The 25960-nt window shown below is 65.7% G+C and carries 27 protein-coding genes and 1 riboswitch; of the genes, 11 read left to right on the forward strand and 16 right to left on the reverse strand.

Annotation, left to right across the window (positions count from 1 at the left end; genetic code table 11):
* Nucleotides 1-11: 11 nt before the first annotated feature.
* Both ABLV49_RS00115 and ABLV49_RS00120 read right to left on the reverse strand, forming a co-directional pair.
* Nucleotides 12-1082 carry a flavodoxin family protein gene (locus tag ABLV49_RS00115; protein WP_349279523.1) on the reverse strand — a complete coding sequence of 357 codons (1071 nt, stop codon included), beginning with the start codon at nt 1080-1082 and terminating at the stop codon, nt 12-14.
* Nucleotides 1083-1349: 267 nt separating this feature from the next.
* On the reverse strand, nt 1350-1922 hold the full coding sequence (locus ABLV49_RS00120; protein ID WP_349279525.1) for a Spy/CpxP family protein refolding chaperone: 573 nt from the start codon (nt 1920-1922) through the stop codon (nt 1350-1352).
* A 228-nt stretch (nt 1923-2150) separates the two neighbouring features.
* On the opposite strand from ABLV49_RS00120, the gene ABLV49_RS00125 reads away from it, so the two are divergent.
* The 7 genes from ABLV49_RS00125 (at nt 2151) to ABLV49_RS00155 (ending at nt 8618) form a co-directional block, all read left to right on the forward strand.
* Nucleotides 2151-2801 (forward strand): hypothetical protein, encoded by a 651-nt coding sequence (locus ABLV49_RS00125; RefSeq protein ID WP_349279527.1) that lies wholly within the window; start codon nt 2151-2153, stop codon nt 2799-2801.
* A gap of 60 nt (nt 2802-2861) precedes the next feature.
* A riboswitch (TPP riboswitch) is annotated at nt 2862-2976 on the forward strand.
* Between the two features lie 93 nt (nt 2977-3069).
* On the forward strand, nt 3070-4998 hold the full coding sequence (thiC, locus tag ABLV49_RS00130) for a phosphomethylpyrimidine synthase ThiC (RefSeq protein ID WP_349279529.1): 1929 nt from the start codon (nt 3070-3072) through the stop codon (nt 4996-4998).
* A 153-nt stretch (nt 4999-5151) separates the two neighbouring features.
* Nucleotides 5152-6207: a glycine oxidase ThiO gene (gene thiO, locus ABLV49_RS00135; protein ID WP_349279531.1), complete on the forward strand. Its 1056-nt coding sequence runs from the start codon at nt 5152-5154 to the stop codon at nt 6205-6207.
* 24 nt (nt 6208-6231) lie between these two features.
* Nucleotides 6232-6441, forward strand: coding sequence for a sulfur carrier protein ThiS (thiS, locus tag ABLV49_RS00140; RefSeq protein WP_011799457.1), 210 nt, complete (start codon nt 6232-6234; stop codon nt 6439-6441).
* A gap of 14 nt (nt 6442-6455) precedes the next feature.
* On the forward strand, nt 6456-7262 hold the full coding sequence (locus ABLV49_RS00145; protein ID WP_349281544.1) for a thiazole synthase: 807 nt from the start codon (nt 6456-6458) through the stop codon (nt 7260-7262).
* A 62-nt stretch (nt 7263-7324) separates the two neighbouring features.
* Nucleotides 7325-7966 carry a thiamine phosphate synthase gene (gene thiE / locus ABLV49_RS00150; RefSeq protein WP_349279533.1) on the forward strand — a complete coding sequence of 214 codons (642 nt, stop codon included), beginning with the start codon at nt 7325-7327 and terminating at the stop codon, nt 7964-7966.
* Nucleotides 7967-8111: 145 nt separating this feature from the next.
* The gene (locus tag ABLV49_RS00155; RefSeq protein ID WP_349279535.1) at nt 8112-8618 is read left to right on the forward strand and encodes a DUF2846 domain-containing protein; all 507 of its coding nucleotides are present in this window, start codon (nt 8112-8114) and stop codon (nt 8616-8618) included.
* 104 nt (nt 8619-8722) lie between these two features.
* Here ABLV49_RS00155 and ABLV49_RS00160 read toward each other — a convergent pair whose 3' ends face one another.
* The 8 genes from ABLV49_RS00160 to ABLV49_RS00195 all read right to left on the reverse strand — a co-directional run bounded on the left by ABLV49_RS00160 (nt 8723) and on the right by ABLV49_RS00195 (nt 17892).
* Nucleotides 8723-9994: a biosynthetic peptidoglycan transglycosylase gene (locus tag ABLV49_RS00160; protein ID WP_349279537.1), complete on the reverse strand. Its 1272-nt coding sequence runs from the start codon at nt 9992-9994 to the stop codon at nt 8723-8725.
* Nucleotides 9991-10542 (reverse strand): hypothetical protein, encoded by a 552-nt coding sequence (locus ABLV49_RS00165; RefSeq protein WP_349279539.1) that lies wholly within the window; start codon nt 10540-10542, stop codon nt 9991-9993. Before ABLV49_RS00165 ends, ABLV49_RS00160 begins: the two co-directional genes overlap by 4 nt.
* On the reverse strand, nt 10535-11407 hold the full coding sequence (gene xrtQ / locus ABLV49_RS00170; protein WP_349279541.1) for an exosortase Q: 873 nt from the start codon (nt 11405-11407) through the stop codon (nt 10535-10537). The genes ABLV49_RS00165 and xrtQ overlap by 8 nt, the downstream gene beginning before the upstream one ends.
* 37 nt (nt 11408-11444) lie before the next feature.
* A complete protein-coding gene (locus tag ABLV49_RS00175) occupies nt 11445-13565 on the reverse strand; it encodes a VIT and vWA domain-containing protein (protein ID WP_349279544.1) in 2121 nt (706 codons plus the stop codon).
* 458 nt (nt 13566-14023) lie between these two features.
* Nucleotides 14024-14224 carry a type II toxin-antitoxin system VapB family antitoxin gene (locus tag ABLV49_RS00180; protein WP_349279546.1) on the reverse strand — a complete coding sequence of 67 codons (201 nt, stop codon included), beginning with the start codon at nt 14222-14224 and terminating at the stop codon, nt 14024-14026.
* Between the two features lie 104 nt (nt 14225-14328).
* Complete coding sequence (creC, locus tag ABLV49_RS00185) at nt 14329-15765, reverse strand: two-component system sensor histidine kinase CreC (protein ID WP_349279547.1); 1437 nt, start codon at nt 15763-15765, stop codon at nt 14329-14331.
* Between the two features lie 122 nt (nt 15766-15887).
* The gene (creB, locus tag ABLV49_RS00190) at nt 15888-16658 is read right to left on the reverse strand and encodes a two-component system response regulator CreB (protein WP_349279549.1); all 771 of its coding nucleotides are present in this window, start codon (nt 16656-16658) and stop codon (nt 15888-15890) included.
* 118 nt (nt 16659-16776) lie between these two features.
* The gene (locus ABLV49_RS00195; protein ID WP_349279551.1) at nt 16777-17892 is read right to left on the reverse strand and encodes an alkene reductase; all 1116 of its coding nucleotides are present in this window, start codon (nt 17890-17892) and stop codon (nt 16777-16779) included.
* A gap of 447 nt (nt 17893-18339) precedes the next feature.
* On the opposite strand from ABLV49_RS00195, the gene ABLV49_RS00200 reads away from it, so the two are divergent.
* From ABLV49_RS00200 to ABLV49_RS00210, 3 genes are all read left to right on the forward strand, one after another.
* Complete coding sequence (locus ABLV49_RS00200) at nt 18340-18525, forward strand: DUF1328 domain-containing protein (RefSeq protein WP_011799468.1); 186 nt, start codon at nt 18340-18342, stop codon at nt 18523-18525.
* 4 nt (nt 18526-18529) lie between these two features.
* On the forward strand, nt 18530-18844 hold the full coding sequence (locus ABLV49_RS00205; protein ID WP_349279553.1) for a hypothetical protein: 315 nt from the start codon (nt 18530-18532) through the stop codon (nt 18842-18844).
* Nucleotides 18845-18912: 68 nt separating this feature from the next.
* Entirely contained in the window at nt 18913-19761 is an 849-nt protein-coding gene (locus ABLV49_RS00210; protein ID WP_349279555.1) for a transglutaminase-like domain-containing protein, read from the forward strand.
* A gap of 6 nt (nt 19762-19767) precedes the next feature.
* Here the strand turns inward: ABLV49_RS00210 and ABLV49_RS00215 are convergent, their stop codons facing one another.
* The 6 genes from ABLV49_RS00215 to ABLV49_RS00240 all read right to left on the reverse strand — a co-directional run bounded on the left by ABLV49_RS00215 (nt 19768) and on the right by ABLV49_RS00240 (nt 24606).
* Complete coding sequence (locus ABLV49_RS00215; RefSeq protein WP_349279557.1) at nt 19768-20721, reverse strand: VTT domain-containing protein; 954 nt, start codon at nt 20719-20721, stop codon at nt 19768-19770.
* Nucleotides 20722-20802: 81 nt separating this feature from the next.
* Complete coding sequence (locus ABLV49_RS00220) at nt 20803-21192, reverse strand: methylglyoxal synthase (RefSeq protein ID WP_349279559.1); 390 nt, start codon at nt 21190-21192, stop codon at nt 20803-20805.
* A gap of 37 nt (nt 21193-21229) precedes the next feature.
* The gene (locus ABLV49_RS00225) at nt 21230-22249 is read right to left on the reverse strand and encodes a TRAP transporter substrate-binding protein (protein WP_349279560.1); all 1020 of its coding nucleotides are present in this window, start codon (nt 22247-22249) and stop codon (nt 21230-21232) included.
* A gap of 40 nt (nt 22250-22289) precedes the next feature.
* Nucleotides 22290-23582: a TRAP transporter large permease gene (locus tag ABLV49_RS00230; RefSeq protein ID WP_349279562.1), complete on the reverse strand. Its 1293-nt coding sequence runs from the start codon at nt 23580-23582 to the stop codon at nt 22290-22292.
* Nucleotides 23583-23587: 5 nt separating this feature from the next.
* Entirely contained in the window at nt 23588-24100 is a 513-nt protein-coding gene (locus ABLV49_RS00235; RefSeq protein WP_349279564.1) for a TRAP transporter small permease, read from the reverse strand.
* Nucleotides 24097-24606 (reverse strand): gluconokinase, encoded by a 510-nt coding sequence (locus ABLV49_RS00240; RefSeq protein WP_349279566.1) that lies wholly within the window; start codon nt 24604-24606, stop codon nt 24097-24099. Before ABLV49_RS00240 ends, ABLV49_RS00235 begins: the two co-directional genes overlap by 4 nt.
* Nucleotides 24607-24790: 184 nt before the next feature.
* Here ABLV49_RS00240 and ABLV49_RS00245 point away from each other — a divergent pair, with 184 nt between their 5' ends.
* Complete coding sequence (locus ABLV49_RS00245) at nt 24791-25816, forward strand: LacI family DNA-binding transcriptional regulator (RefSeq protein ID WP_349279568.1); 1026 nt, start codon at nt 24791-24793, stop codon at nt 25814-25816.
* The last annotated feature ends 144 nt before the right edge of the window (nt 25817-25960 follow it).

Genomic DNA, 25960 nt, shown 5'->3' on the forward strand with positions numbered 1-25960 from the left:
GTCCCGCGCATTCATTTGGGCCGTGGCGGGGCCAGCCCCCTGCCGGGCTGCGAAAGGCTGCCGGCGCGCAGTTCCGCGACGGCCTGGCCCACCGCGCGGGCCACATTGCGGACTTCGGTCTGCAGGGCCGTATCGGCATCGAGCACGCCATGGCTGGTGGCATAGGGCTCGTAATAGCCGATGTAGCGGTCCAGCCGCGCCTTGCTGCCGGCGTCGATGAAGCCCATCCAGTCGAGCCAGTCCGACAGGTTGCGCCGCGAGTCTTCAACGCCCGCCACGTCGCCATGCACCACCAGCCCATAGACGCGGCCGGCCAGGTGCTTGGGGTAATCCCAGCCGCTGAGTTCGAGCGCCTTGGCTTCCTCTGGATTTTTGCCATGGGTGGAGGTCGGGTCCGGGTTGCCGCCGTCGGCGCAGACCAGGCGGTCGATCATGAGCTTGAGCGGGCTGGGCGACTGGTACCAGTACACCGGCGTGACGATGATGACGGCGTGCGCGGCGGTCCAGCGTTCGTAGATTTCGGCCATCCAGTCGCTGGTCTGCCCCAGCGAATGGTTGGGGTAGCAGCTGCACGGCCAGTGGCACAGCGGCATGGCGGTCGAGACGCAGCCCTTGCAGGGGTGGATGTTGAGCCGGTAGCTCGAAGTCAGCAGGCTCAGGTCCAGCCTATCGACTTCCAGCTTCGCCTGTTGCAGCGTTTCTTCGGCCCACTGCACCATGCGAAAGGTCTTGGAGATTTCGCCGGGGCAGGTGCCGTCGTTGCGCGATGAGCCGCAGACCAGCAGCACGCGGGACGGCGTGGCCGGGTCTTTCCAGGTGGCCTGGGCTTGTTGCAGCCGCTCGCGCGTCTGCAGCCATTCCACCGACAGCGCGTAGTCCGGGTCGGCATGGCCAGCACCGGCCTTGCGCGTGAGCGGCGCCTTGCGGCCTTTCTGGTAGGCGTCCCAGGCAATCGCCTCGACGCGCGAGAGGGCATGGTCTTCGGCCCGGAAGGCCGGGTCCATGAAGGACTGCATGAAGCGTTCATGAAATTCGGTGCGCGACAACGTGGCTGGCGCCTGGCCTTTGCGGACTTCAGTCATCACGCCAGTTTAGTCAGGCGGCGTTATTTCCGTGCCGGGTCTGGATGCTGTCCTACACCGGCTTGAGAATTTCTGCCGCGACAGGAAAATGAGCATGAAAAACGCCTTTTGCGCAATAGCTGCGGGCACCAACAGCTATTAAAAACATAGTAATCTGTCAGGCCTTGCAGGCACAAAAAAACCTGCACCGCCACGCTTGAAAGCGCAACCGGTGCAGGTGCTTCAAGGCCTGGGCGCCGCGAAGGCGTTGGGTCTTGCCGGCCCTGTTCAGCCTTTGGGATGCATCATGCCGCCTTCATGGTGGCCGCGCCCGCCTTGCCGGCCCATTTTCTTGTGCTCGGCATCAAAGGTTTTTTGCTGCTCAAGGCTCAGGGCGGCGTAAAAGGCCTTGGTGGCTTCGCCGCGCTTGTCCATCTCGGCATTCATTTCGGTCATGCGCTGGGTCCGCAGCGCACGCATCTTGTCGATGCGCTCGGGCGTGGTCAGCTTGTCGAACTCGGCGCGCTGCTCGGGCGTGGGGCGCTGGCCCATCATGCGGGCCGGCGGCTGCATGGCGGCGGTGAAGGCGGTCCAGGCGCCTTCCTGCGCTGGCGTGATCTTGAGCTTGGCTTTCAGCTCGGCCTGGTGCTTGGCCATGCGGGCCTGCATCTGGGCCGGGTCGTGGCGTCCCATGCGGTGCTCGCCATGATGCGGCTTGGCGTTGTGGGTGGCAGTGCTTGACGTGCCGGGGTTCAGGGCCGCCGGGGCCGCGTCGGTGCCTTGGGCCATGGCGCCGGCGCCAGCGGTGGCCAGCAGGCCGGCAAGGACAAGGCCATTCAGGGATTTGAGCGCGAATTTCATGGAAAACTTCCTTTCGGTGAGGAGATGGTCTGCACCAGGAATTGGCGGCAGGCTGGAGGCTAGTTTGGCGCGCCTGTGTATAGCGGCCATTGCGCGGGCGTGACGGTTTGTAAAGTTGCGTGAAAACCGCGTTGCCGGGCGCGCGGCTTCGGCAAATTCAGGCTGCTGGCCGGTGGCCGCTTGCGCTATGCTTTTGGCATTCAAAATGCAAGAGGAACCGGGGTTGCCATGAGTTTTCTGTCGGAACTGAAAAGCCGGGCCAATGCGCTGCAGGGCCTGCAACTCGGCGCGCAGCGCGACCTCGTGGCCGGCACCCAGGCCTGCGAAGTGGCCTGCCGGATGGCGCTGGTGTATTTGCAGGATCTGTGCGCCCAGCTCAACGTCATCCAGCCGCCCGCGCCAGGGGCCTACAGCCTGGACGGCAAGGCGCCGTTTCCGGCGCTGGTGCAGCGCAACTTTCGCTGCGACGCGCGCCGCAAGATGCTACGCAATGCGGAGGTTTTCGACTACATCGGCGTCGGCTGGGACTTGTTGCCCGCCACCGGACTGGTGGCCACCCACACGGTCACGGTCAACTTTCCGCCCGACCTGGAACGCGTGACGCAGCGCCTGTCCGTCGGGCAGATCCAGCACGAACGCAAGGACCAGCGCCACCCCGAGACCAACAAGCTGCTGGCCTATGTATTCGACTACCAGACCGAGTCGCGCGCCTTCATCACGCTGACGCCCGACCATGACACCGGCTGCATCGCCTTTCGCGTGAGCAACGTGGGCGGCTTTGGCGTGCTCAACACCAGCTATCCGGGGGCGCAGGTCACGCCCAGGCTGCTTGATGAGCTGGCCAAGAAGCTGGTCGGCCAGCCCAGCCGTTTCGGCTAAAAAGCGCATCCGGTTACCGGCGCGGCCTTGCGGGCCGGCGGCCGGTGTGCTTACAATCGCCGCAGCTTGTCGGGGTGCCCGGGATGTTCACATCCGGGGCTGAGATCGCAAAAATGCGAGACCCGCTGAACCTGATCGGGATCATGCCCGCGTAGGAAACAAGGCACTTTGGCTCCGGAAATCCGTCATTCCTCCTGCAGAGGGTTTTTTGACGGCGACATTCTTCCGGCTCCCCAGGCAGGCACACCACCTTTTTCTGGAGACAGCCATGGCCAAAACCAATCTTTCCGTCGATGCAGCGGACCTGACCAGCCGCATTACCCGCACGCCTTTTCCGGGTTCGCGCAAGATCTACATCGAAGGCTCGCGCCCCGACATCCGCGTGCCGTTTCGCGAAGTCACGCTGACCGACACGCTGGTGGCCGAGGGCAGCGAAACCCGCCGCGAAGCCAATCCGCCGCTGCGCCTGTTCGACTCGTCGGGCGTGTACACCGACCCGGCGGCGGCCATCGACATCACGCGCGGCCTGGCGCCCCTGCGCGGCGCCTGGATCAACGAGCGCCAGGACACCGAAGCCTTGCCCGGCATCAGCAGCGCCTACGGCCGCGAGCGCCTGAACGACCCGCTACTTTCCGCGCTGCGCATGGCCCATGCACCCGTGCCGCGCCGCGCCAAGGCTGGCGCCAATGTGTCGCAGATGCATTACGCGCGCCAAGGCATCATCACCCCCGAGATGGAATACATCGCGATCCGCGAAAACCTGGTGCGCGCGCAACTGGCCGAACGCCTGGCGACCGAGCGCATGCCCAAGACCGGCCACTCGTTCGGCGCGGCCATCCCCAAGGACATCACCGCCGAATTCGTTCGCGATGAAGTGGCGCGCGGCCGCGCCGTGATTCCGAACAACATCAACCATCCCGAAACCGAGCCCATGATCATCGGCCGCAACTTCCTGATCAAGGTCAACGCCAACATCGGCAACTCGGCCGTCACCTCGTCGATTGAAGAGGAAGTGGACAAGCTGGCCTGGTCGATCCGCTGGGGCGCCGACACTGTGATGGATTTATCCACCGGCGAGAACATCCACGAAACGCGCGAATGGATTTTGCGCAACTCGCCGGTGCCGATTGGCACGGTGCCGATTTACCAGGCGCTGGAAAAAGTCAACGGCAAGGCCGAAGACCTGACCTGGGAAATCTTCCGCGACACGCTGATCGAGCAGGCCGAGCAGGGCGTGGACTATTTCACCATCCACGCCGGCGTGCGCCTGGCCTATGTGCCGCTGACGGCCAATCGCCTGACCGGCATCGTCTCGCGCGGCGGCTCGATCATGGCGAAATGGTGCCTGTCGCACCACAAGGAAAGCTTTCTGTATGAGCATTTCGAGGAGATTTGCGAAATCATGAAGGCCTACGACGTGTGCTTCTCGCTCGGCGACGGCCTGCGCCCCGGCTCGATTGCCGACGCCAACGACGAAGCGCAGTTCGCCGAACTGCACACGCTCGGCGAACTCACGCAGATCGCCTGGAAGCACGACGTGCAGGTGATGATCGAAGGCCCCGGCCATGTGCCGCTGCAACTGGTCAAGGAAAACGTCGAGAAGCAGCTAGAGGCCTGTTTTGAAGCGCCGTTCTACACGCTTGGCCCCCTGATCACCGACATCTCGCCCGGCTACGACCATATTTCGTCGGCCATGGGCGCGGCGAATATCGGCTGGTACGGAACGGCGATGCTGTGCTACGTGACGCCGAAGGAGCATCTGGGCCTCCCGAACCGCGACGACGTGAAGCAGGGCCTGATCGCCTACAAGATCGCCGCGCACGCGGGCGACCTGGCCAAGGGCTATCCGGGCGCGCAGATGTGGGACAACGCCGTTTCCAAGGCGCGGTTTGAATTCCGCTGGGAAGACCAGTTCCGCCTGGCCATCGACCCGGACACGGCGATGGCCTACCACGACGAAACGCTGCCGAAAGAGAATGCCAAGGTGGCGCATTTCTGCTCGATGTGCGGGCCGAAATTCTGCTCAATGAAGATTTCGCAGGAAGTGCGCGAGTTTGCGCGGTTGAACCCGGAAACCACGACGCTGGCCAAGGCGCCGGGCGTGATTGCCATCAAGCCGGTTCCGGCCGAGGTGGAAATCGGCTTTGAAGCCAAGGCCGAGGAATTCCGCAAGGGCGGCAGCGAGATTTATTCCTGATCTCGATTCACTGTCGCCGTCATTCCCGCGCAGGCGGGAATCCATCGCCGCATGAAACCCTGGATTCCCGCCTGCGCGGGAATGACGAAGTGGGCGTTTCTCTGCGGCGAAAGGTTTTTTGATCTGGTTTGATTAATTGCAATGAATCCACCCATGAACTCCCTTCACATCGGCATCGCCGGCGCCGGCCTGGCCGGCCGCACGCTGGCCTGGCGGCTGCTGCGCGCGGGCTGCCGCGTCACTTTGTTCGATTCGCGCCAGCGCGCCGAGCTGGACACCGCTTCGATGACCGCAGCGGCCATGCTGTCGCCGCTGGCCGAACTGTCGGTATCGGACGAGGTGGTTTTTCAGTTGGGCCGGCGCTCGATGGAGTTATGGCCGCGCTGGGTCGCCGAGCTGGAAGCAAGCAGCGGCGAGTCGATTTACTTTCGCCAGAAAGGCACGCTGGTCGTGGCGCATGCGCCGGACCAGAGTTCGCTCGACCACTTCAGCGGGCTGCTGCACCACCGGCTGCCCGAGGCCTGCCGCGCCGAGGTGCACACGCTGGACGCAGCCGCGCTGGCGCAGCGCGAGCCGGCGCTGGCCGGGCGCTTTGGCGGCGGCCTGTTCCTGGAGAGCGAAGGCCAGCTGGCCAATGACCAGTGGATGGCCGCGCTGGCGCTTGAAATCGACCGGCTCGGCGTGACCTGGCATGAAGGCCAGGCGGTGGAGCGGGTGGAAGAAGGCCGCATCATTTGCGCCCATGAAACGCATGCCGTCGATGTGGCCGTCGATGCGCGCGGCGTGGGCAGCAAGGCGCAGTGGCCGCAGTTGCGCGGCGTGCGCGGCGAGGTGCTGCGCGTCGAATGCCCCGGCGTGACTTTGCAGCGCCCGGTGCGCCTGATGCATCCGCGCTACGCGCTGTACGTCGCGCCCCGGCCGGATCACCAGTTCGTCGTCGGCGCGACCGAACTCGAATCGGAAGACATGGGGCCGGTCACGCTGCGCTCGACGCTGGAGCTGGGCAGCGCGCTCTACAGCCTGCACCCCGCTTTTGGCGAGGCGCGCGTGCTGCGGCTGTCGGCCGCGCTGCGCCCGGCGCTGGACGACCACCGGCCGGCCGTGGCCTTGCGCGATGGGGTCTGGCACATCAATGGCCTGTACCGCCATGGCTATTTGTGCGCGCCGGCGGTGGTCGATGAACTGGCCCATAAACTGTTGGCGATATGAGACTACGGACAGCAAGGAGATGACATGACCGATTTTGAAATTTCCCTGAACGGCGAGCGCATCGCCACGCAGGCGGCTACCCTGCAGGGCCTGCTGCTGGAGCGCGGCTACGATTTGAAAAGCGCCTTTGCCTGCGCCATCAACAGCGGCTTCGTGCCGCGCCCGCAGTGGCCCGAGCGCAGCTTGCAGGGCGGCGACCGCATCGATGTGGTCACGCCGATCACCGGAGGCTGAGCATGAGCAATCCCATGAACAGTTCCATCGCCCACGGCAGCCCGTGGAGCGTTGCCGGAACGACGCTTTCCAGCCGCTTTTTCCTCGGCACCTCGCATTACCCGTCGCCGCAGGTGCTCGGCGATGCGGTGCGCGCCAGCGGGACCGAGGTGCTGACCGTCGGCCTGCGCCGGCTGCAGCCCGAAACCGGCGGCGGCAGCAGCTTCTGGCAGCGCATCCAGGCGCTGGGCTGCCACATTTTGCCCAACACGGCCGGCTGCCACAGCGCCAGTGAAGCCATCACGCTGGCGCAGATGGCGCGCGAGATTTTCGGCACGACCTGGATCAAGCTCGAAGTGATCGGCGACGACTACACGCTGCAGCCCGACACCGTGGCCACGCTCGAAGCCGCTACGACCTTGGCGAAAGACGGCTTTGCGGTGTTTGCCTACACCACCGACGACCTGGTGATGGCGCAGCGCCTGCACGCGGCGGGCTGCGCGGCGGTGATGCCGTGGGCCGCGCCGATTGGCACCGGGCGCGGGCCGCTCAACCCTTACGCGCTGGAAACCATGCGCCGCCGCCTGCCGGACGCGGTGCTGATCGTCGATGCCGGACTGGGCCGGCCGTCGCATGCCGCGCAGGTGATGGAGCTGGGCTTTGACGCCGTGCTGCTGAACACCGCCGTCGCGCAGGCGGGCGATCCGGTGCGCATGGCGCGTGCCTTTGCCGATGGCGTGGCGGCTGGGCGCGCGGCGTATGAATCGACGCCGATGCCGGAACGCGCCGCCGCGCAGGCCTCTACCTCCACCGTCGGCGTGCCGTTCTGGCATGCGACCTGACTTGCTCCTTCCCCCGCTGGGGGAAGGAGCCATACGAAGAATTCTTTAACCCGGTGACCGCCATGACTGCTTCCGCGCCTTTCGCCCCCCTGACCGGCCCCATCGGCTTTTACCCCGTGGTGCATGACGCCGCCTGGGTCCAGCGCCTGCTCGGCTGGGGCGTGCGCACGGTGCAGCTGCGCTTCAAGGCGGCCGGCCACACGCCGGCCGACATTGAACGGGAAGTGAACGCCGCTGTCGAAGCCGGCAAAAAAGTGCCGGGCGCGCAGGTGTTCATCAACGACCACTGGCAACTCGCCCTGGCGGCCGGCGCCTACGGCGTGCACCTGGGTCAGGAAGACCTGGACACGGCCGACATCGAGGCCCTGCGCCGCGCGGGCCTGCGGCTGGGCCTGAGCACCCACACGCCGGCCGAACTGGCGCGCGCCCATGCGGTGCAGCCGTCCTATCTGGCGATTGGGCCGATCTACCCGACCACGCTGAAAGTCATGCCCTACGCGCCGGTCGGGCTGACGCAATTGAAAGAATGGGCCACGCTGGCCGTGCCGTATCCGGTGGTGGCGATTGGTGGCATTTCGCTGGAGCGCCTGCCCGGCGTGCTGGCCTGCGGCGTCGATGGCGTGGCGGTGGTCAGCGCGGTGACGCTTGCCGTTGACCCGGAACTGGCGGCGCTGGCAGGACTTGCGCTGGTCGGAAAACGCTGAAGTTCAGTTTTAATGGTCAAATTGGCTTGCAGCGCATGAAGCGCGTGCGCAGCTAGCTATGCATTTAATAGCGATGCGAGTTGACCCATGCATTCCATGGGCTAGCTTTACTGACAGCAACCGTGTTTATGAAAGCGAATACCCCATGAATCTCCAGCGACTTTCAGGCTTTTCCACTCCACGGAACCGGCATTTCACTTTGTGGGCATTGGCCTTGGGCTGTCTGTTGCTGTCCGGTTGCAGCGCCACGGGCGCCAAGTTTCAAGGCTTGGAAAAACCAGATTCGGACGCTGGCGAAATCGTGGTCTATCGGCCAGACCGGTTGGTTCGGGGCGGCGTCGCTTACTACGTGCATCTGGATGGGAAAGAGGTGGGCATGCTGAAAAATGCCGGCTTTGTTGCATTGCGCACAACGCCCGGAACGCATGTGGTTCTGATGAAGGCTGGACTTCAGGATTTTTTCATGAAGGCAAGGACTGCCGAAGTGGTGTTGCTTGCCGGGGAGCGCAAGTTCCTTCGATTTGAACCTTCCATCACCGGTAGTCCCATCGTCCTGCCGAACGTGGCCTACGTTCCGGTCGGTTTTGGTTTCAGCGCTGTTCCGCAAGCGCAGGCAATGGTCGAGTTACGCGAGTTAAACCAGTCCGAATGATTCCTTTCATTGGCAGCGATTTTGACTGTCAAATCGCCTTCTGGCGCAATCATCACCTGCGCACTCAGCTACTATTTTTATAGCGCCAACACGGACTGCCACCCTCACGGCCCGACCGCTGGCGGCTTCCATGTGTCTGGCGCCGGCTTTTCCAGCTCCTGCGCCAGCCGCATGCGCTGCCTGCGCGGCAGGGCGCGCATCCCCATCAGCACCCACTGCGTGCGCGTCACGTTGATCTGGCCGGTACTCGCCCAGCGTTCGGCTTCCAGCGCCGGGTTGTGCAGCATGGCGGCCAGCCAGGCGGCCTGCGACGGATTCAGCGCAGTCGCCGGGCGGCCGAAGTAGCGTCTTGATGCGGCCTCGGCGCCGCAAATCCCATTTCCCCACGGCGCATGCGCCAGGTAGAGCCGCAGGATGCGGTTCTTGCCCAGGGTCTGCTCCATTTCCACCGCATACAGCAACTCGCGCAGCTTGCGCACCGGGCTGCGCTCGTCGCCGGTGACCAGCAGCTTGGCCAGCTGCTGGGTCAGCGTGCTGGCGCCGCGCCCGGCCCTGCCTTCTTCACGGATGTTCTGGTTCTGCGCCAGCGCGGCGCCGAGTTCGGCCAAGTCGTAGCCGCCGTGCTCGTAAAAGCGCTGGTCCTCGGCGGCGATCACGGCGCGCGCCAGCCAGCTTTCAGGCGTCAGGCGCGAGGTAACTTCGCTGCAGGCCGAGCGCGCATTGACCAGCGCTTCGGTGCCCAGTCCGCTGACCTGGAAGGCTTCGATCTGCGGTGTCATGCTGAACTCGCCGCCCGGCAGGGCCAGCGTGGCGCTCAATGCCAGCCGGCCTTCGATGCGCGCCCGCGCGACTTCGGGAATCGACGCGCCGAACAGCGCATACGCATCGGCCATGGGGGTCATGGGCAACTGCAGGCGCAGGCGCAAGCCGCCCTTGCTCAAATCGCCGTGCAAGATGGCCTTCACTTGGCCTGACGAGACTTCGCCGTTCAGCTGCTCGCCGTGGCGCTGGACCGTGAGCCGGAGTTCATCGACCTCAACCGGCTCGCCGCCCAGTCCTGGCGCCTGCACGGCGCAGGGCGCGCAACGCGCCGCCAGCGTCTGGCTGTCCTCCTGCCAGGCCAGATGCACCGGCCCGTTGTACGCCGCCACCGTCCGGCCATCAAGCAGGGGCGCCAGCCAGGGCGCGGTGGCCAGGCGGAGCAGCGCGGGAACGCTCGCCTGAAGCCGCACCGGGCCGAGGCGAATCGACGTGGCCCATTCGCCGGGCAGCGGCGCGAGCAGGGTTTTGACGACCAGGTACAGCGCCACCACCAGGGCCGCCGACAGCGCCAGCAAACCCGCCATGACCCGGGCGAAGGTGCGCCGGGCGGTCACAGCGGCCTCGCCACGGTGATCGCCTGCCACGGCCCCGGCGACTGGCCCATGACGGCGGCCCAGTACCAGGCCGAGGTGTCGGTGAAGCCCTGGCCGCCTGCATCGACGATGCGCTCGCAGACCCGCAGGCGCTGGCCGCCGCCGGGCTGCAGGGCTTCGAAGCAGCGCCACAGCGTGCCTTCGCGGTCGAGTTCGAGCTGCTGCGCGGCGATGCGGTAACCCAGCCCCTGGTAGCAGTCGATGGCCGGGTGCAGCATGCGCGTCGGCTGGTTGACACTGCGCAGCACCAGCACCTGCCGGCCGTCGGTCATGCGGCTCAGCGTGCCGGGGAAATTGCGGGCAAAACGCTGTTCGACATCGCTGAGCGCCAGCGGCCGCAGCGCCCGGCCCTGCCATTGCGAGGGCAACTCGCTGACGATTTCTGGCGTGGGCCGCAGGGCGTCCGGCTGGCGGCTGGCGACGGTGACCGACCACAGCATGCAGGCCAGCAGCAGCACGGCCCACAGCGTCTTGTGCAGCACGCGGTTGATGAAGGTGTTTTCAAGCACGAAGGCCTCCTTCGGGGCGGCTCATCACAAAGGCAATCGCGCCGCAGACGGCCGCCAGCGCCACCAAGCCTACGCTTTCATGCGCCCAGCCGGGCAGGTGATTACCCGAGGCTTCGGCGGCCACCAGCAGCGTGTTGCGAACGATGTTGCCCGCCAGCACCAGCACGCCGACGGCGGGCAGGCGGGTAAAGAAGCTGCGGTTGGCGCGCCCCAGGTACAGCGTCACCACGCAGGCCGTGAAGTAGCCCAGCCAGGCCATCTGCACGCCCGAGCACGGCGCATCGACGATGACCGGGTGGCCGTCCACCCGCAGGCTGGCGCCGCTGCGCTCGACTTCATGGCTGGCCAGCAGCAGCCAGCGGCTGGCTTCCGCCGTGATGACCCGCAGCGGAAAACCCGCGTAGAACTGCAGCGATGCCAGCAGCGGCAGCGCCAGCACCGACAGGCCGACGACCGGCGCGCTCGCCACGCCCGCCGGCAAAAAGGCGGCCAGCCCGGCGGCCAGCGCCAGCAGGGCCAGCAGCGACACCACCAGCGCCGGCAGCAGGCCCTGCGCGGCGGTGGCGGCAACGGCGCCAGCAAGCGCCAGCGCAAACCATGCCAGGCGCGGTGACGAGCGCAGCCGCAGCCGGTGGCGTGCCACCAGCAGCCCGAGCGCCGCCAGCGCCAGCAGGCCCAGCGGGTCGTCGGAATGGTCCAGCATGCGCCTGCCCATCCACAGCCAGGTCGGCCAGAGCGTGGCTGCCAGCAGCGCCAGCCAAAGCCAGGCCGGCGCGGTGTCGATGCGGATGCCCAAGCGCACGAAGCCGGGCGATGCGGGCAGACCGGAGTAACCGGGCAGCTTGCGGGTTTGCGTCAAGGGCATCACCAATCTCCTGGGTAAAGGCAGTCGCAGGGCGCGATCAGGCCGTGAACCGGGCAGCGTTCTGGCGGCTGTTGCCGCGCGCTGCCCTGCGCTCGCGCCGCGCCAGCAGGGCCAGCACCGACAGCAGCACGATCACCGCGCCCCAGGTGGCGGGCTCGGGCGTTCCGGGCACTTCGGCGCCGATGGACACTTCGCCCACCGCCAGGTTGCTCACGCCCTGCGGCAGCGGCGAAGGCTGGTTCACGCCGGTGACGTCCTGCGGCTGCAGGTTGCGCACCAGCTGGTCAACCGCCAGGAAACTCGTGTACTGCGTCAGCAGGTTGTACTGCAGGCCCAGCGCGGTGATGCGCTGGCGCTGCGCGTCGCCGCCTTCCAGCGCTTCCTGGTCCGACAGGCTGGCGATGCGGTGGCGCGCCCACAGGTAGCGCAGCGCGGCCGTGTTCTGGCCGTTTTGCGCTGGCACGGTCACCGCGTTGCGGTACGGGCCGCTGGCGCTCTGGCCGTCAATGATGACCTGACCTTGCGCTTTACCGTTGATATCGCCGCGCCATTTGCCGAACACCACCACCGGGCGCTCGCCCAGCACGTCGGGCAACTGCGCGGGCTCCACGTCATACACGTCCAGGCCCTCGAAGCGCAGCTTCACGCTGGTCAGCACCGGCGACTCGATCAGCTTGCGAAAGCGCTCGGCCTGGGCTTTGGCCTCCGACGGCTGGGTGATGATGAAGGGCTCGCCCATGCCGGCGCGCGCCAGGCCTTCCATCAGATGGCGATTGACCGACGAGCCGATGCCGAACGAAAACAAATTGGCCTGCGACAGGTTGCGGCGCACCAGCTCGAAGGCTTCGCGCTCGACCGTGACGAAGCCGTCGGTCACCACGACCACGGTGCGCGACACGTCGGCCGCCTTGGGTTCGGCATACACGCGCTTGAGCGCCGGAATCAGCTCGGTGCCGCCACCGCCGCCCATCTCGTCGATGGTGCGCACCGCCTGCTCGATATTGGCCTGCGTGGCCGGGACCGATGCGGGGCTCAGAAAGCGGTTGCTGCCCGAGAACAGCAGCACGTTGAAGGTGTCGCTGGGGCGCAGCTTGCCGATCAGCTCGCGCATCAAGGTCTTGGCCGTGTCCAGCGGAAAGCCGTGCATCGAGCCCGAGATATCGACTACGAAGATGTAGTCGCGCGGGTTGATGGCCTGCGTCGCCACCTGCTTGGGCGGCTCGATCATGGCGAGGAAGAAGTTCTCGCCGCTGGCGCCCTCGGCGCCCTGCCCCTTGTAGAGCATCACGCCCGACTCGATGCGCTCGCCGGCCAGCCGGTAGTCGAGGATGAAGTCGCGGTTGTTGCCGGGCTGGCCGCCGCTGCGCAGGGACACGGCTGCGCGCTCGTCGCCGTCTTTGGTCACGTCGATGCTGTGCGAGCCGGAAGACACTTCCTTGATGGCTATGGGCGTGGCCAGCTTGACCTTGATGTCAAACGCCGTCGCCGACGCCTGCCCCGCCGGCAGGTAGGGCTGGGCTACCCATTTCGCCTGCGCCTGGCTGGATTGCGCGCTGTTGTAGCGCGGGCCGACCACGGTAGGAAACACGAACTGGTAGTTGCCCGACTGCGGAATCAAGAGTTCGGTGTAGCGCAGCTCGACCTTCACGTCGTCGCCGGGCAGGATGTTGGCGACGTTCATCTCGAACACATTGGGCAGGTGCTGCTCCAGCAAGGCGGCGGTCTTGCCTTCCTTTTTGGCGGCGTCGTATTCGATGCGCGCCTGCTGCTTTTCGCGGATGTCGGCGGTGATCAGCCGGTCGGCCAGCCGCACGTTCATGCCATAGACGGCGGCGCGCGTCGAAGCGGGAAAGACATAGCGCGCCTCGATGGCGCGCTGGCCTTCGTTCTTGTAACGCTGGGTGACGGTGACATCGGCAATCACGCCGGAAATCTGCACATCGACCGAGGTGGATTTGAGCGGCAGCGCGTCCACGCCGGGCGTGTCGCTCTTGACGAAGAAGTACGGGCTTTCGGTTTTCAGCCGGGGCGCGCTGGCGTTGTCCTGCGCCTGCGCGCTGCTGGCCGACAGCGCGATGAAACAGACCGTCGCCAGGCTGGCGGTGGCAAGCCAGAGCCAGCGCGCGGCGCGGGTATTCGGGGAAAGTGTGGGCTCCATGCGGGACTCCTTGGGGCGCATGCGACAGTGCATGAACCCCAAGCATCGCGGCCGCATGGGAAGGCGGTTTGAAGCCTGCGGGCAGCTTGTGTGAAGTCGGCGTGAAGCGCTGGCGCCGGCACAGGCTCAGATCTTCAATTTGCTATTTATTTAATAGCTGCTTGCGCCCGTATTCATTGCGCTGGAGGCTGATTTTATGGTGAAAACAGGTGTCGGGGCGGCTGGAATCAGGTCTTTGCGCGCCTTTTGCACCTCGGAATGCTGGCTTTGAAGCACTTTTCAAGGGTAAAAAGTGACTCTGGCGCAAGCTGTATATGCGCAAGCAGCTATGAAATCAGGAGTCATTGCGCTGGGTTGCGACCCAGCGGGCAGGCCAGTCCTGACTTTCAGGAGTGCAACGCTGGCCGGTAGCCTTTGCTTGACTCGGTTGCGAGCAATTCAAGCCGCTTGTTCAGGGTTCAGATAGCCTCTTCACGGCGACGGGGCGCCAACTCAATGTCAGGCGCCTGGCCGCCCAGGGCTGCCAGCCGGCGAGCGATCTGGCGCTGGATGAACGCCTTGACGCATTCACGAATCAGCTCGGACTTCTCCATTCCAGGCTCGGCCAGGGCAAGCGCCTTGGCAAAAAGATGGTCATCGATGGTGAGCGTCGTGCGCATGGTGTTCCTTGCTTTTGCATCAATAAAAGCATCATCCTGCATCAAATGAGACTTTTCAGCGCAGGCACCTGAGCGTCAAAAGTCTTTCTTACCGCCTACCCCACCTACCCCGCCAGGCGCGGCAGCGACAGCGTAGCCAGCGCCCCGCCGCCGTCCGCATTGACCAGCTCGATGCGCCCATGGTGCAGCGACGCGATTTCCTTCACGAACGCCAGTCCCAGTCCGGTGCTTTTCTTGCGTGAATGCGGGCGGGCCAGCGAGTAGAACTTCTCGAACACCTTGTCCTGCGCGTAGTCGGGAATGCCCGGCCCCCGGTCGCGCACCTGCACGCGCACGGTGCGCGCGGCCAGGTGCAGCGACAGCACGACCTGGCTGCCCTCCGGTGAAAAGTCCACAGCGTTGTCCAGCAAGTTGCTGACGGCGCGGCGCAGCAGGAAGGCATCGCCCTCGACCGCCGCGTCTTCGGGCGCATCGACCTCGATGCGAATGTTGCGCAGCCGGGCGACGTCCTGCGCGGCGCTGGCGAGTTCTTCCAGCAGCGGTTTCAAGGCCACGGGCTGCACGCTGTCGAGCGAGCGGCGCGTCTCCAGCGCGGTCAGCTCCATCATGCGGTCCACCATTTCCTGGATGCGGCCGGCCTCGCGCGTGATGTTGGCCAGGAAACGCTGGCGCTCGGCCTGTGGCATGCCGGGCTCCTGCAGCAGCTCGGCCGCGCCGCGAATCGCCGACAGCGGGCTTTTGACCTCGTGCGTCAGCGTCTGCACATAGTCGGCGACGTAGTTGCGCCCGGCCAGCGCGTCGCGCATCTCGTCGTAGGCCGCGCCGAGCGCGCCGAGCGCGCGCCGCCCCAGCCGGGGAAAACTGAACGAGCGCTGGGCGCGCACATAGCGCACGTAGTCCGAGATCAAACCGAACGGGCGCACCAGCCAGACCGAGACGATCACCGCCAGCAGCAGCACCGCCAGCACCGACACCAGCCCGACGTACAGGGTTTTCTCGCGCGCCGCCGAGACGAACTGGCCGAAGCTGGTGACCGGCTTGCCGACGCTGGCGACGCCGATGATCTCGTTGTTCCAGCGGATCGGCGCGCCCACGTACATCACCGAGGTGCGCGGGTCGTCCTTCACATCGCGCGTGGAGCGCGCGCCGTAGCGGCCTTCGAGCGTCAGGCCGACATCGTGCCATTGCGAAAAATCGGCGCCGGCCGACTTGCCCAGCGAGTCGAACAGCACCCGGCCCTGCCGGTCGGTGACGTAGGCGCGCATCTCGACGCGGGTCTTGCTGACTGAATAGATCCGCGCGTGAAACTCGCGCGCATACAGCGCCTTGAACAGCGGCTCCAGCCGCGCCGTGTCGATGGCGCCGGCGCGCACGTCCTGCTCGACCAGGCCGGCCAGCAGGTGCGAGGTTTCGACCAGCGACTCCTCGGCCGACTCGCGGTAGCGCGGGTCGATGTCGGCCACGACGCTGTAGAGCATCAGGGCGATGCCCGCCGCGTAAATCAGCAGGATGCCGATGAAGATGCGGTTGCGCTTGGTCAATTAGCCCCCACGCTCCCCACTGCGTGTGGTTCGCTGCCCCCCGAGGGGGCCGCCCCGCCTGCAGTCCGGCAAAGCCGGTCCTGCGGCCGGAACTTGCACGGATTTGCCACCGTTGGTGGCATTCAATGCTTCTGCGCCGGCAGCGCTTCGCTCAGCGCGTAGCCCGTGCCGCGCGAGGTGCGTATCGGCTCGGTGTGCGGCGCCACGGCCTTGAGCTTGGCGCGCAGGGTCTTGATGTGCGCGTCAATCGTGCGGTCCAGGCTGCCGCTGCGCTCGGTCCACACCTGGTCGAACAGCTCGTCGCGCGTGAAGACGCGGCCGGGCCTGAGCACCAGCAGCCGCAAGATGCCGTATTCGTAGCGCGACAGCTCCAGCACCCGGCCGTAAAAGCGGATCTGGCGGCGCTCCTCGTCGAGCGCGAACGGCGTGGCGGCGGGCGCGGCGCGCAGGGTCAGGGGGGCGGCGCCCGGCGCTGGCGGTGGCGCGTCAAGCAGTGGCGCGGCGGGCGGCGGGCGCACGCTGCGGCGCAGGATGCCGCGCACTCTAGCCACCAGCTCGCGCGGCGAAAAGGGTTTGGCGATGTAGTCGTCGGCGCCCAGCTCCAGCCCCACCACGCGGTCGATCTCGTCGCTGCGCGCGGTCAAGAACAGCATTGGCACCTGTGCGCCGCCGGGCAAGGCTTGCAGGCGCTTGAACAGCTCGAAGCCGTTGAGGTCGGGCAGGCCGATATCGAGGATGACCAAGGCCGGCAACCCGGCCGAAAATTCGCGCAGCGCCTGCCCGGCGGTGCTGCACCAGACCGGCGCGAAGCCATCGGTCGCCAGGACATATTGCAGCGTGTCGGCGATGCCGGATTCGTCTTCGACGACCAGGATGCGGGGCTTGTTGAGCATGGCCGCTATGGTAGCGCTTGCATGTCGCGCCGCCCGCGTGTCGGGGCGTTGACGAAGGCATAAAAAAAGCTGCCGGGCAGCCATGCCGGGCAGCTTTTTCAGGGCCTTGAGGAAGCGCTCAGTTCACCAGCTCTTCGTGGTCCGGGTAGTCGGTGTAGCCTTCGGCGCCGCCGCCGTAAAACGTCGCCGGATCGGGCTGGTTGAGCGGCGCGTTGCTGCGCAGGCGCTGCACCAGGTCCGGGTTGGCGATGAACGGTTTGCCGAAGGCGACCAGGTCGGCGCCGTCCTTCACGGCCTGCTCGGCCATGGCCTTGTCGTAGCCGTTGTTCACCATCCAGGCGCCCTTGCCGCCGGCGGCGCGGTAAGCCGCCTTCAGCGCTGCGTAGTCGAACGGACGCTCGGGCAGGTCGCGCGCGCCGCCGGTGGCGCCTTCGATGATGTGGAGGTAGGCCAGGTCCAGCCTGGCCAGCTGCTTGACCACATGCTCGAACAGCGGCTGCGGGTCGCTGTCGAACGCATCGTTGGCCAGCGTGACCGGCGACAGGCGAATGCCGGTGCGGCCGCCGCCAATCGCATCGACGATGGCGCGCGTGACTTCGAGCAGCAGGCGGGCGCGGTTGCGGATGGGGCCGCCGTAGTCGTCGGTGCGCTGGTTGGAGCCGTTTTTGAGGAACTGGTCGAGCAGGTAGCCGTTGGCGCCGTGGATCTCGACGCCGTCAAAGCCGGTGGTTTCGACCGCATTGAGCGCGGCAGCCCGGTAGGTGTGGACGATCTCGGGCAGTTCTTCGGCGTCGAGCGCGCGCGGCTCCGACGTGGGCACGAAGACCGGCGCGCCGTCCTTGATCAGCACGGTCTTGGTCCTGGCGGTGATGGCCGAGGGCGCGACCGGCTTGCCACCGCCCGGCTGCAGTTCATTGTGCGAGACGCGGCCCACATGCCAGAGCTGCACCACGATTTTTCCGCCCGCATCATGCACCGCCCCGGTCACGCGCTTCCAGCCGTCGAGCTGCTCGGTGCCGTACAGGCCGGGCACATCGGCATAGCCCTGCGCCTGGTGGCTGATGGCCGTGGCTTCGGTGATGAGCAGGCCGGCCGTGGCGCGCTGGGCGTAATACTCGGCCATCAGCGGCGTGGGAATGGCATCGGGCGCGCGGTTGCGCGTCAGCGGCGCCATGACGATGCGGTTGGCAAGCTGCAGGTCGCCGGCCTGGACGGGGTCGAATAAAGAGGGCATTTGGAATATCCTGGGTCAGGTTGGGATGGGCCGGCGGCTGGCGCATGATCACGGTGACAGGCAACAGGCGCCGAAAGCGTGAATCCTCATCAAAATGTCTTCGGATTATGAACCGGGGGCTTGAAATGCGGGATGCATAAAACCTTTCATGCTAGCCGCAGCGGACGGCCTTTGCCAGACAAGACCGGTTTGACCATCGGGCTGCGATGGCATGAAAAAATAGTCATCACGCCGATGCCGAATCGTGACAGGATAGCCGCGTGGCGCCCTGAATTCTGGCACTTCTTTTCTTGTCGGCAGGGCACTGTCCTACACGGCGCAAGGGGCGGTGCTTATTCCGTAAAGCGGCCTGGGTCTTCTATGATTCAGGTCATCGCCTTACGAAGCGTGGTCGCTGATGAATAAGCGCCTCGTCCTTGTGGCCGATGGCGTTGAAGGGAGACAACAATGATTAAATATGCGATTATTTTTGCCGTGATTTCGCTGATTGCCGGTGCCCTGGGCTTTAGCGGCGTGGCGGCGGGTGCGGCGGGCATTGCCAAGGTGCTGTTCGGCCTGTTCCTGATTCTGGCCGTGATCTTTATCGTGCTGGCCGCGCTGGGCGTGGGCGCCGCCAAGAAAATGATGAAATAAATAAATGAAACCTCCTGTCAAGGCAGCGCCAGGCACGGCCATGTCACGCATCAAGGAACGGCTTTTTCAGAACTGGTCCCATCGCGACGACCCCAAGGACGAGCCCACCACCCATTTGCCGGCGATCAAGCCACAGCGCGAGGTGGGATTTCCGTCCAGCATTGCCGAGTTCCTGCTGGTGTTTCGCCTCAAGGCGCGCCGCCGTTCGCTACTCTCCGCCGACATTCTGGAGCGCGCCGTGCGCGTGGTGTTCGTGACCTGCAAGAACTGGTTTTCAGGCGCCGATTCCCATCACGCCAAGCCGCGCAGGCATGATTAGGCGGGCAGTTGCAGAGGGTCGCACGGCCCGGCTGTTTTTTTGTTATTCCCCTAGGAAGCCCCCACCCCATGCATACCTCTTTGCTTGACTGCCTGCTGGAGTACGAGGTCAGCGGCCCGGCTCATTTCCTGTTCAACATCGAGGCGGCCTTTCACGAGGGCCAGGAGGTTGTCGAGGAGCGGCTCACCATCACGCCGAGCATGAAGGTGCGCCACTTTTGCAACGAGCGCAGCGGCAACCGCTTCATCCGGCTGGATGCGCCCAAGGGCATCCTGTCGGTCAACTACCACGCCCGGGTGCAGCTGCATTCGGCGCCGGTGCCGCTGCACCTGGATGAATCGCCGGTGACTGCCCTGCCCGACGAGGTGCTGCATGACCTGATGCCCAGCCGCTATTGCGAATCGGACTCGATGCGCCGCATTGCGCTGCAGCTGTTTGGCCACCTGCCGCAGGGCATGGGCCGGGTGCGCGCAGTTGAAAGCTGGATTCACGAATCGATTGAATACCAGCCCGGCTTTACCCAGTCCACCACCACGGCGCAGGATGTGTTCGTGCAGCGCGTCGGCGTGTGCCGCGATTTTGCGCACCTGGGCATCACGCTGTGCCGGGCGCTGAACATTCCGGCGCGGCTGGTGGTGGGCTATGTGCATTTTGCCGAGCCGCCGCAGGACTTTCACGCCGTGTTCGAGGCCTGGCTGGATGGCCGCTGGGTGCTGTTCGACGCCACCCGGTCGGCGCCCATCGACCGGCTGGTGCGCATCGGCACCGGACGCGACGCCAAGGACGTGGCCTTTGCGACGATTTTTGGCGATGTGAAGATGCTGCGCAAGGACATCACGGTCGAGGAGGGCGATATGCCGCCGGCCGACGACAGCGAAGCCGCGCAGCCGCTGGCTGCCGGCACGGCCGGGCTCTGATTCCGATCAGCGCTTGCCCGCCATGAGGGCCATGTTGCCGGCTTCTCTTTCCAGTTTCAACCAGGCTTCGTACCCGCCCTTGAGCGGGGAAACGCAGGTGTAGCCCAGTTTCATCAAGGCGCGTGCCGCATGCACGGCTGTCGCATCGTGAGGGCAGGCGCACAGGGTCACGATAGGGTGCTCCCTGGGCCAGTCGCCGACCGCTTGATGCAGGCTGTCCAGCTGCGCGGGCGTGGCGTGTTCGAGGGGGCCGTCCTGGGCAATCAGGGCCGCGCCGCGAAAATCCAGCAGCAACGGCGGCTGGCTTGACGCCAGGGCCTTGAGCAGTTCGGCTGGCGTGATGTGGGGAATCGCCGCCATTTTCTCGAAACGGTACTTTTGCCACATTTTCCACAACAGCCAGGCCCCCAGGAACATCGCAACAATGGCCAGCGCCGTGCCACCATGGCGGCTCAAGGTTTCCAGGGCGGCTTGAACTTCCCCGCGCAACAACCAGCCCAGGAAAATGGCCGCCCCCGCCCACAGGGCAGCGCCCAGACCGGCCGCGGCCAGGAAACTGGGCAGCGCCATGCGAAGCGAGCCGGCAATCGGAGGCGCCACGATGGAAAAACCCGGAACGAATTTGGCGACCACCAGCGACCACGCGCCCCAGCGGACAAAGCGCCCTTCCGTCTCCGAGACGCAGGAGCCCGGGTTGATGGACAGTTTGCACAGGCCGGACAGCACGCGATAGCCAAACGCGCGCCCCGCCAGATACCAGATGCAATCAGCGATGACGGAGGCCAGCACGGCGGCCGCCAGCAGTTGTCCGGCCTGGCCCGAAGAGGCGGCCAGGCTGCCGGCGACCAGCAGGGTCGGCACAGCCGGAACCGGCAGCCCCAGCTGCTGCAGCAGCACATTGGCAAACACGACCCAGGCGGCGTCGTGCTTGAGGGCGTCGGTGATCGGGGTCATGTCCATGGGCGTTATGGGTTTTTTGCATTATGTCCGTGAAAACGGTTGCAAAAATCGTCAAGCGACCGTCAGGCAGGCCCGCCAGCTTCAGGGGTGAACGCAACCCTGCAGGATCAGTCCTCTGAGCAGGATGCGCGCGCCGGCCAGGTTGGTGGCGCAGGGCACGTTGTGCACGTCGCAGGCGCGAACCAGCGCATTGATGTCCGGCTCGTGCGGCTGGGCGGTCATCGGGTCGCGCAGAAAGACCACCACGTCCACGTCGCCGACGGCCAGCCGCGCGCCGATCTGCAGGTCGCCGCCGAACGGGCCGCTCAACAGGCACTCGACCGTCAGGCCCGCCTCGTCATGGAGCCGGCGCCCGGTGGTGCCGGTCGCCATCAGTTGGCAAGCCGAAAGGAAGGGCGCGAACTCCCGGGCGAGCAGGACGATGTCGTCTTTTTTCCGGTCATGGGCAATGAGGGCGATTTTCATGGGCAAAAATACCCACTATACCGAGTCACGGGCGCGCGGGTCATCATTTCTTGCCGCGAATCTTCAGCAGTTCGTTCTGGGTGGCAATCCACACGTCCATGCCGACTTCAGTGCCGATTTCGGCATACACGCGGGTCAGCTTGTTGCGCATGCGGTCGGCTTCTGCGGGCGCCAGCTCATTGACCAGCATGCCCTTGGCCTTGAGGTCGGCCATGGCCTTGGAGGCTTCCTCGCGCGTGTCCTTGCGCTCGAAGTCGCGGCTGGTCTTGGCGGCATCCATCAGCACCTTCTGCTCGGTCTTTGAGAGCTGGTCCCACCACTTCTTGCTGACCAGCACGATCCACGGGCTGTACACGTGGTTGGTGACGGTCAGGTACTTCTGCACCTCGTAGAACTTGCTCGACAGGATGGTGTTGAACGGGTTTTCCTGGCCATCGACGGTGTTGGTTTCCAGCGCGCCGAACAGCTCGGAAAACGCCATCGGAATCGCGTTGGCGCCCAGCGTCTTGAAGCTGCTCAGGAACACGTTGTTCTGCATCACGCGCAGCTTGATGCCGTCCAGGTCTTCGACCTTGGTCACCGGGCGCTTGCTGTTGGTCAGGTTGCGAAAGCCGTTTTCCCAGTACACCAGGCCGACCAGGCCTTTTTCCTGCAGCTTGTCCTTGATCTTGTCGCCAATCGGGCCGTCGAGCAGGGCGTCGGCTTCCTTGGTGTTGTTGATCAGGAAGGGCGTGTCCCAGAGCGCCATTTCCTTGGTGATGCCGACCAGCGTGGCGGTCGAGCCGACCATCATTTCCTGCGCGCCGCCGATCAGCGCCTGCTGCATCTGCGTGTCGGGGCCAAGCGCGGCGGCGCCGATGGCGCGCACCTTCATCTTGCCGCCCGATGCCTTGGCGACCTCGTCGGCGAACACCTTGGCGGCGCGGCCCTGGTTGCTGGCTTCGTTCAGGCCGTAGCCGAAGCGGATCAGGCGCGGCTTGATGTCCTGCGCCAGCGCGGAAAACGAAGCGGACAAGGCCGCGGCAGCGGCGGCGGCAATCACGGTTCTGCGAAGAAAAGTCATGGAAAAGTCTCCTGGAGTTGTGGGGGAAAGTGAACGGATTTCAGCGCATCCACGCGACAGGCGCGGTGACGATCTGGGGAAAGATGACGAACATGACAAGGATCAGCACATAGGTGATGAGAAAAGGATTGACCCCCTGGATCACCCGGTGCAGCGGCAGGCGGCCGACGCCGGCCACCACGTTGAGCACCGTGCCCACGGGCGGCGTGATCAGGCCAATCGCGCCGTTGAGCACGAACATCAGGCCGAAGTACACCGGGTCGATGCCGGCCTTGACCGCAATCGGCAGCATCACCGGCGCGAAGATCAAAATCGTCGGCGTCAGGTCCAGCGCCGTGCCGACGATGACCAGCACCAGCATCATCACCGCCATCAAGAGCTTGGGGCTTTCGACCAGCGGGCCGAGCCAGCCGGTGAGCGTGCCCGGCAGGTCGGCCAGCGTGATCATGTAGCTGGCCACCTGGGCGCCGGCGCACAAAAACATGACGATGGCGGTGGTCTTGCCCGCGCGCACCAGCACGCCGTGGATCTCGGCCAGTTTCATCTCGCGGTGCACGAACAGGGCAACGAACAGCGCGTAGAACGCGGCCACCACGGCCGCTTCGGTCGGCGTGAACACGCCGGATTTCATGCCGCCGATGATGATGATCGGCATCAGCATGGCCCAGAAGGCCCTGGCGGTGGCGCGCAGCCGTTCCTTCATCGGCAGCGGCTGGCCTTGCGGCAGGTCCATTTTGCGCAGCACCAGTTTCCACGCAATGATCAGGCCGACGCCCATGATGATGCCCGGCACGATGCCCGAGATGAACAGCGCGGAAATCGACGTGTTGGTGGTCACGCCGTAGATCACGAAGGGCATCGACGGCGGAATAATCGGCGCGATGATGCCGCCCGAGGCAATCAGGCCGGCCGAGGTGTGCATCGGGTAGCCCTGCTGGCGCATCATCGGCAGCAGGATGGTCGCCAGCGCGGCGGTGTCGGCCAGCGCCGAGCCGCTCATGCTGGCCATCATCACGGCAGCGGCAATCGCCACGAAGCCCAGCCCGCCGCGAATGTGGCCGACCCAGGCCTGCGCCATGGCGATGATGCGGCTGCTGATGCCGCCCGAGTTCATGAGTTCGCCGGCCAGGATGAAAAACGGCACGGCCAGCAGCGGAAAGCTGTCCACGCCAGCGACCAGGTTCTGCGCCAGCAGCTGGGTGTCCCAGAAGCCGAGCACCCAGGCCATGCCGGCGCCGGTCAGGACCAGTGCCAGGCCCATGTTCATGCCGATGCCCATGAGCAGCAGCATGCCGGCTGAAAAAACGATGAATGCGAGACCTTCGTTGCTCATGATGTTTACTCCACTTCCGCGCCGTGGCCGAGGTCCAGCGGCGTGCGTTTGATGATCTCGAAAAGTGCCATCAGGCCGATGGCCGTGGCGCACAAAAAGGCCGGCAGCGGCAGCAGCGCGGTCGGGTAGTTCAGCACCACCGAATGGCTGTCCAGCCCAACGACGACCTGTTGCCAGGCGCCCCAGCCGATCAGCGCGCAGCCCAGCAGCACCAGCAGCCGGATGAAAATCGTCATCGCCAGCATCAGGCGGGGCTGGTTTTGCAGCAGGCCCACCAGGCTGGTGAAAGCCATGTGTTCGCCGGCCGGGTAGGCGGCGGTCGCGCCGATGAACACCATCCAGACAAACAGCAGGCGCGACAGCTCTTCACTGGCCGGAACGCCGCTGCCAAAGCCGTAGCGCAGCACGACGTTGACAAACACCGCCACGGCCATCACGCCCAGGCAGATGGCCAGCAGCAGGTTGCTGATGCGCTGGAAGCGGCTCTTGGGCGCTTCGATCAGAGTTTCGGTCGTCATGCCTGCTCCTTGGGGTTGTTCAGCCAGGCCGTGACTTCGGCCTGCAGCTGGTCCAGCGATTTGAGCGCATCGACGCGCAGCACGCCGGCCTCGCCGGTGGGGCTTTCCAGCGTGGCGAACTGGCTGTCCACCAGGCTGGTCGAGAAGAAATGCTGCGCGGCGCGCGCCGCCACCCGGGCCTGCGCCTGTTCGCGGCTGATGTCGAGGAATACGAAGCGCAGGCCGGGCGCGGCCTGGCGCAGGCGCTCGCGGTAGGAAAGTTTCAGCGCCGAGCAGGTCAGCACCAGGCCTTCGGGGTGGGCGCGCAGCTGCTCGCCCAGCACGCCCAGCCAGCCGTCGCGGTCGGCATCCAGCAGGGCGATGCCCTGGCTCATCTTGGCGCGGCTGGCCGGGCTGTGGAAGTCGTCGCCTTCGACCAGCGTCAGGCCGGTGGCCTGCGCCACCGCCGCGCCCAGGCTGGACTTGCCGCAACCGGCCACACCCATGATTACAAGAGAATCCGTCATGTCTAAAAACCTTGGATAGCGCTATCCGTTGAGGTGGAAATAAAAGGCGTGCTGACCGGGGGAACTTCTTTTTCAGGCCGCCTGCGAAGACGGCCTAGGGATTGTCCGGCTGGCGCACGCCTTGGGATAGCGCTATCCTATGCGAGCATCAGCCCCTTACAACTCAGTAGTTTCCCTAGGATTCATGACACCAGCCCGCCTTCGCCCCCGCGCCACCGGCCGCGTCACCCTGACCGATGTGGCGCAAGCCGCCGGTGTCAGCCCGATCACCGTGTCGCGCGCGCTGCGCGGCGAGCGTGCCGTCGATCCGGCGCTGGTCGAGCGCGTGCGGGCGGCGGCGCGCACGCTGGGTTATGTGCCCGACCCGGCGGCGCGCGCGCTGGCGTCGCAGCGCAGCTCGCACGTCGCGGTGCTGATTCCGATGCTGTCGAACGCCTTGTTCGTCGATCTGCTCGAAGCGGTGCAGCGCAGCCTGCGCCCGGCCGGCTACCAGACGCTGATGGGCGTGACGCACTACGACGCCGACGAAGAGGAGCTGCTGCTGCGCGAGCAACTGCTGCAGCGCCCGGCCGGCTTGGTGGTGACCGGGCTTGAACGCAGCGACGCCGCGCGCGCGCTGATCGCGCAAAGCGGCGTGCCCTGCGTGCATGTGATGGAAATGTCCAGCGCGCCCGGCGTGTACAGCGTCGGCTTTTCGCAGGCCGATGCGGGGACCGAGATGACCCGGCACCTGCTGGCGCGCGGCCGTCGGCGCATCGCCTTTGTGGCAGCGCAGCTCGATCCGCGAACGCTGCAGCGGCTCGAAGGCTGGCGCCGCGAACTGCTTGCCGCCGGCTTGCATGACCCAAAGCTCGAATGGCTGGACCCGGCGCCGTCGTCGATTGCGCTGGGCGCGCGCATGTTCGAGCGCATCATCGGCGAGCAGCCCGACGTTGACGCGGTGTTTTTCTGCAATGACGATCTGGCGCAGGGCGCCTTGCTGGCCGCGCTGCGCCTGGGCGTTGCGGTGCCGGGGCGCGTGGCGGTGGCCGGCTTCAACGACCTGACCGGCAGCGACCAGATGCTGCCGCCCTTGACCACGGTGCGCACGCCGCGCAGCGAAATCGGCCACGCCGCCGCGCGCATGCTGCTGGCGCTGATGAACGGCGAGACCGTGGCCTCGCCCTGCGTCGATCTGGGTTACGAGCTGGTGGTGCGCGCCAGCACCTGAAACGCCTCAATCGCTATAAAAATAGTAGCTGCCTGCGCCCGTGTTTATTGCGCAAAAGCCAGATTTGGCTTGAAATCCGGTAACTGCTCAGCGTCTCCGCGAATGAAAGGCATCAACGCAGACGATGCCGCTGGCGAGTTCGCG

Origin of the sequence: Polaromonas hydrogenivorans (assembly GCF_040105105.1) — a bacterium.
Classification (GTDB): Bacteria; Pseudomonadota; Gammaproteobacteria; order Burkholderiales; family Burkholderiaceae_C; genus Polaromonas; species Polaromonas hydrogenivorans.

Bases quoted from the DNA above. Each gene is read 5' to 3' on its own strand.
- ABLV49_RS00115 (WP_349279523.1), bottom strand. From the start codon at position 1,082: ATGACTGAAGTCCGCAAAGGCCAGGCGCCAGCCACGTTGTCGCGCACC.
- ABLV49_RS00120 (WP_349279525.1), bottom strand. From the start codon at position 1,922: ATGAAATTCGCGCTCAAATCCCTGAATGGCCTTGTCCTTGCCGGCCTG.
- ABLV49_RS00125 (WP_349279527.1), top strand. From the start codon at position 2,151: ATGAGTTTTCTGTCGGAACTGAAAAGCCGGGCCAATGCGCTGCAGGGC.
- thiC (WP_349279529.1), top strand. From the start codon at position 3,070: ATGGCCAAAACCAATCTTTCCGTCGATGCAGCGGACCTGACCAGCCGC.
- thiO (WP_349279531.1), top strand. From the start codon at position 5,152: ATGAACTCCCTTCACATCGGCATCGCCGGCGCCGGCCTGGCCGGCCGC.
- thiS (WP_011799457.1), top strand. From the start codon at position 6,232: ATGACCGATTTTGAAATTTCCCTGAACGGCGAGCGCATCGCCACGCAG.
- ABLV49_RS00145 (WP_349281544.1), top strand. From the start codon at position 6,456: ATGAACAGTTCCATCGCCCACGGCAGCCCGTGGAGCGTTGCCGGAACG.
- thiE (WP_349279533.1), top strand. From the start codon at position 7,325: ATGACTGCTTCCGCGCCTTTCGCCCCCCTGACCGGCCCCATCGGCTTT.
- ABLV49_RS00155 (WP_349279535.1), top strand. From the start codon at position 8,112: ATGAATCTCCAGCGACTTTCAGGCTTTTCCACTCCACGGAACCGGCAT.
- xrtQ (WP_349279541.1), bottom strand. From the start codon at position 11,407: ATGCCCTTGACGCAAACCCGCAAGCTGCCCGGTTACTCCGGTCTGCCC.
- ABLV49_RS00175 (WP_349279544.1), bottom strand. From the start codon at position 13,565: ATGGAGCCCACACTTTCCCCGAATACCCGCGCCGCGCGCTGGCTCTGG.
- ABLV49_RS00180 (WP_349279546.1), bottom strand. From the start codon at position 14,224: ATGCGCACGACGCTCACCATCGATGACCATCTTTTTGCCAAGGCGCTT.
- creB (WP_349279549.1), bottom strand. From the start codon at position 16,658: ATGCTCAACAAGCCCCGCATCCTGGTCGTCGAAGACGAATCCGGCATC.
- ABLV49_RS00195 (WP_349279551.1), bottom strand. From the start codon at position 17,892: ATGCCCTCTTTATTCGACCCCGTCCAGGCCGGCGACCTGCAGCTTGCC.
- ABLV49_RS00200 (WP_011799468.1), top strand. From the start codon at position 18,340: ATGATTAAATATGCGATTATTTTTGCCGTGATTTCGCTGATTGCCGGT.
- ABLV49_RS00205 (WP_349279553.1), top strand. From the start codon at position 18,530: ATGAAACCTCCTGTCAAGGCAGCGCCAGGCACGGCCATGTCACGCATC.
- ABLV49_RS00210 (WP_349279555.1), top strand. From the start codon at position 18,913: ATGCATACCTCTTTGCTTGACTGCCTGCTGGAGTACGAGGTCAGCGGC.
- ABLV49_RS00215 (WP_349279557.1), bottom strand. From the start codon at position 20,721: ATGGACATGACCCCGATCACCGACGCCCTCAAGCACGACGCCGCCTGG.
- ABLV49_RS00225 (WP_349279560.1), bottom strand. From the start codon at position 22,249: ATGACTTTTCTTCGCAGAACCGTGATTGCCGCCGCCGCTGCCGCGGCC.
- ABLV49_RS00230 (WP_349279562.1), bottom strand. From the start codon at position 23,582: ATGAGCAACGAAGGTCTCGCATTCATCGTTTTTTCAGCCGGCATGCTG.
- ABLV49_RS00235 (WP_349279564.1), bottom strand. From the start codon at position 24,100: ATGACGACCGAAACTCTGATCGAAGCGCCCAAGAGCCGCTTCCAGCGC.
- ABLV49_RS00240 (WP_349279566.1), bottom strand. From the start codon at position 24,606: ATGACGGATTCTCTTGTAATCATGGGTGTGGCCGGTTGCGGCAAGTCC.
- ABLV49_RS00245 (WP_349279568.1), top strand. From the start codon at position 24,791: ATGACACCAGCCCGCCTTCGCCCCCGCGCCACCGGCCGCGTCACCCTG.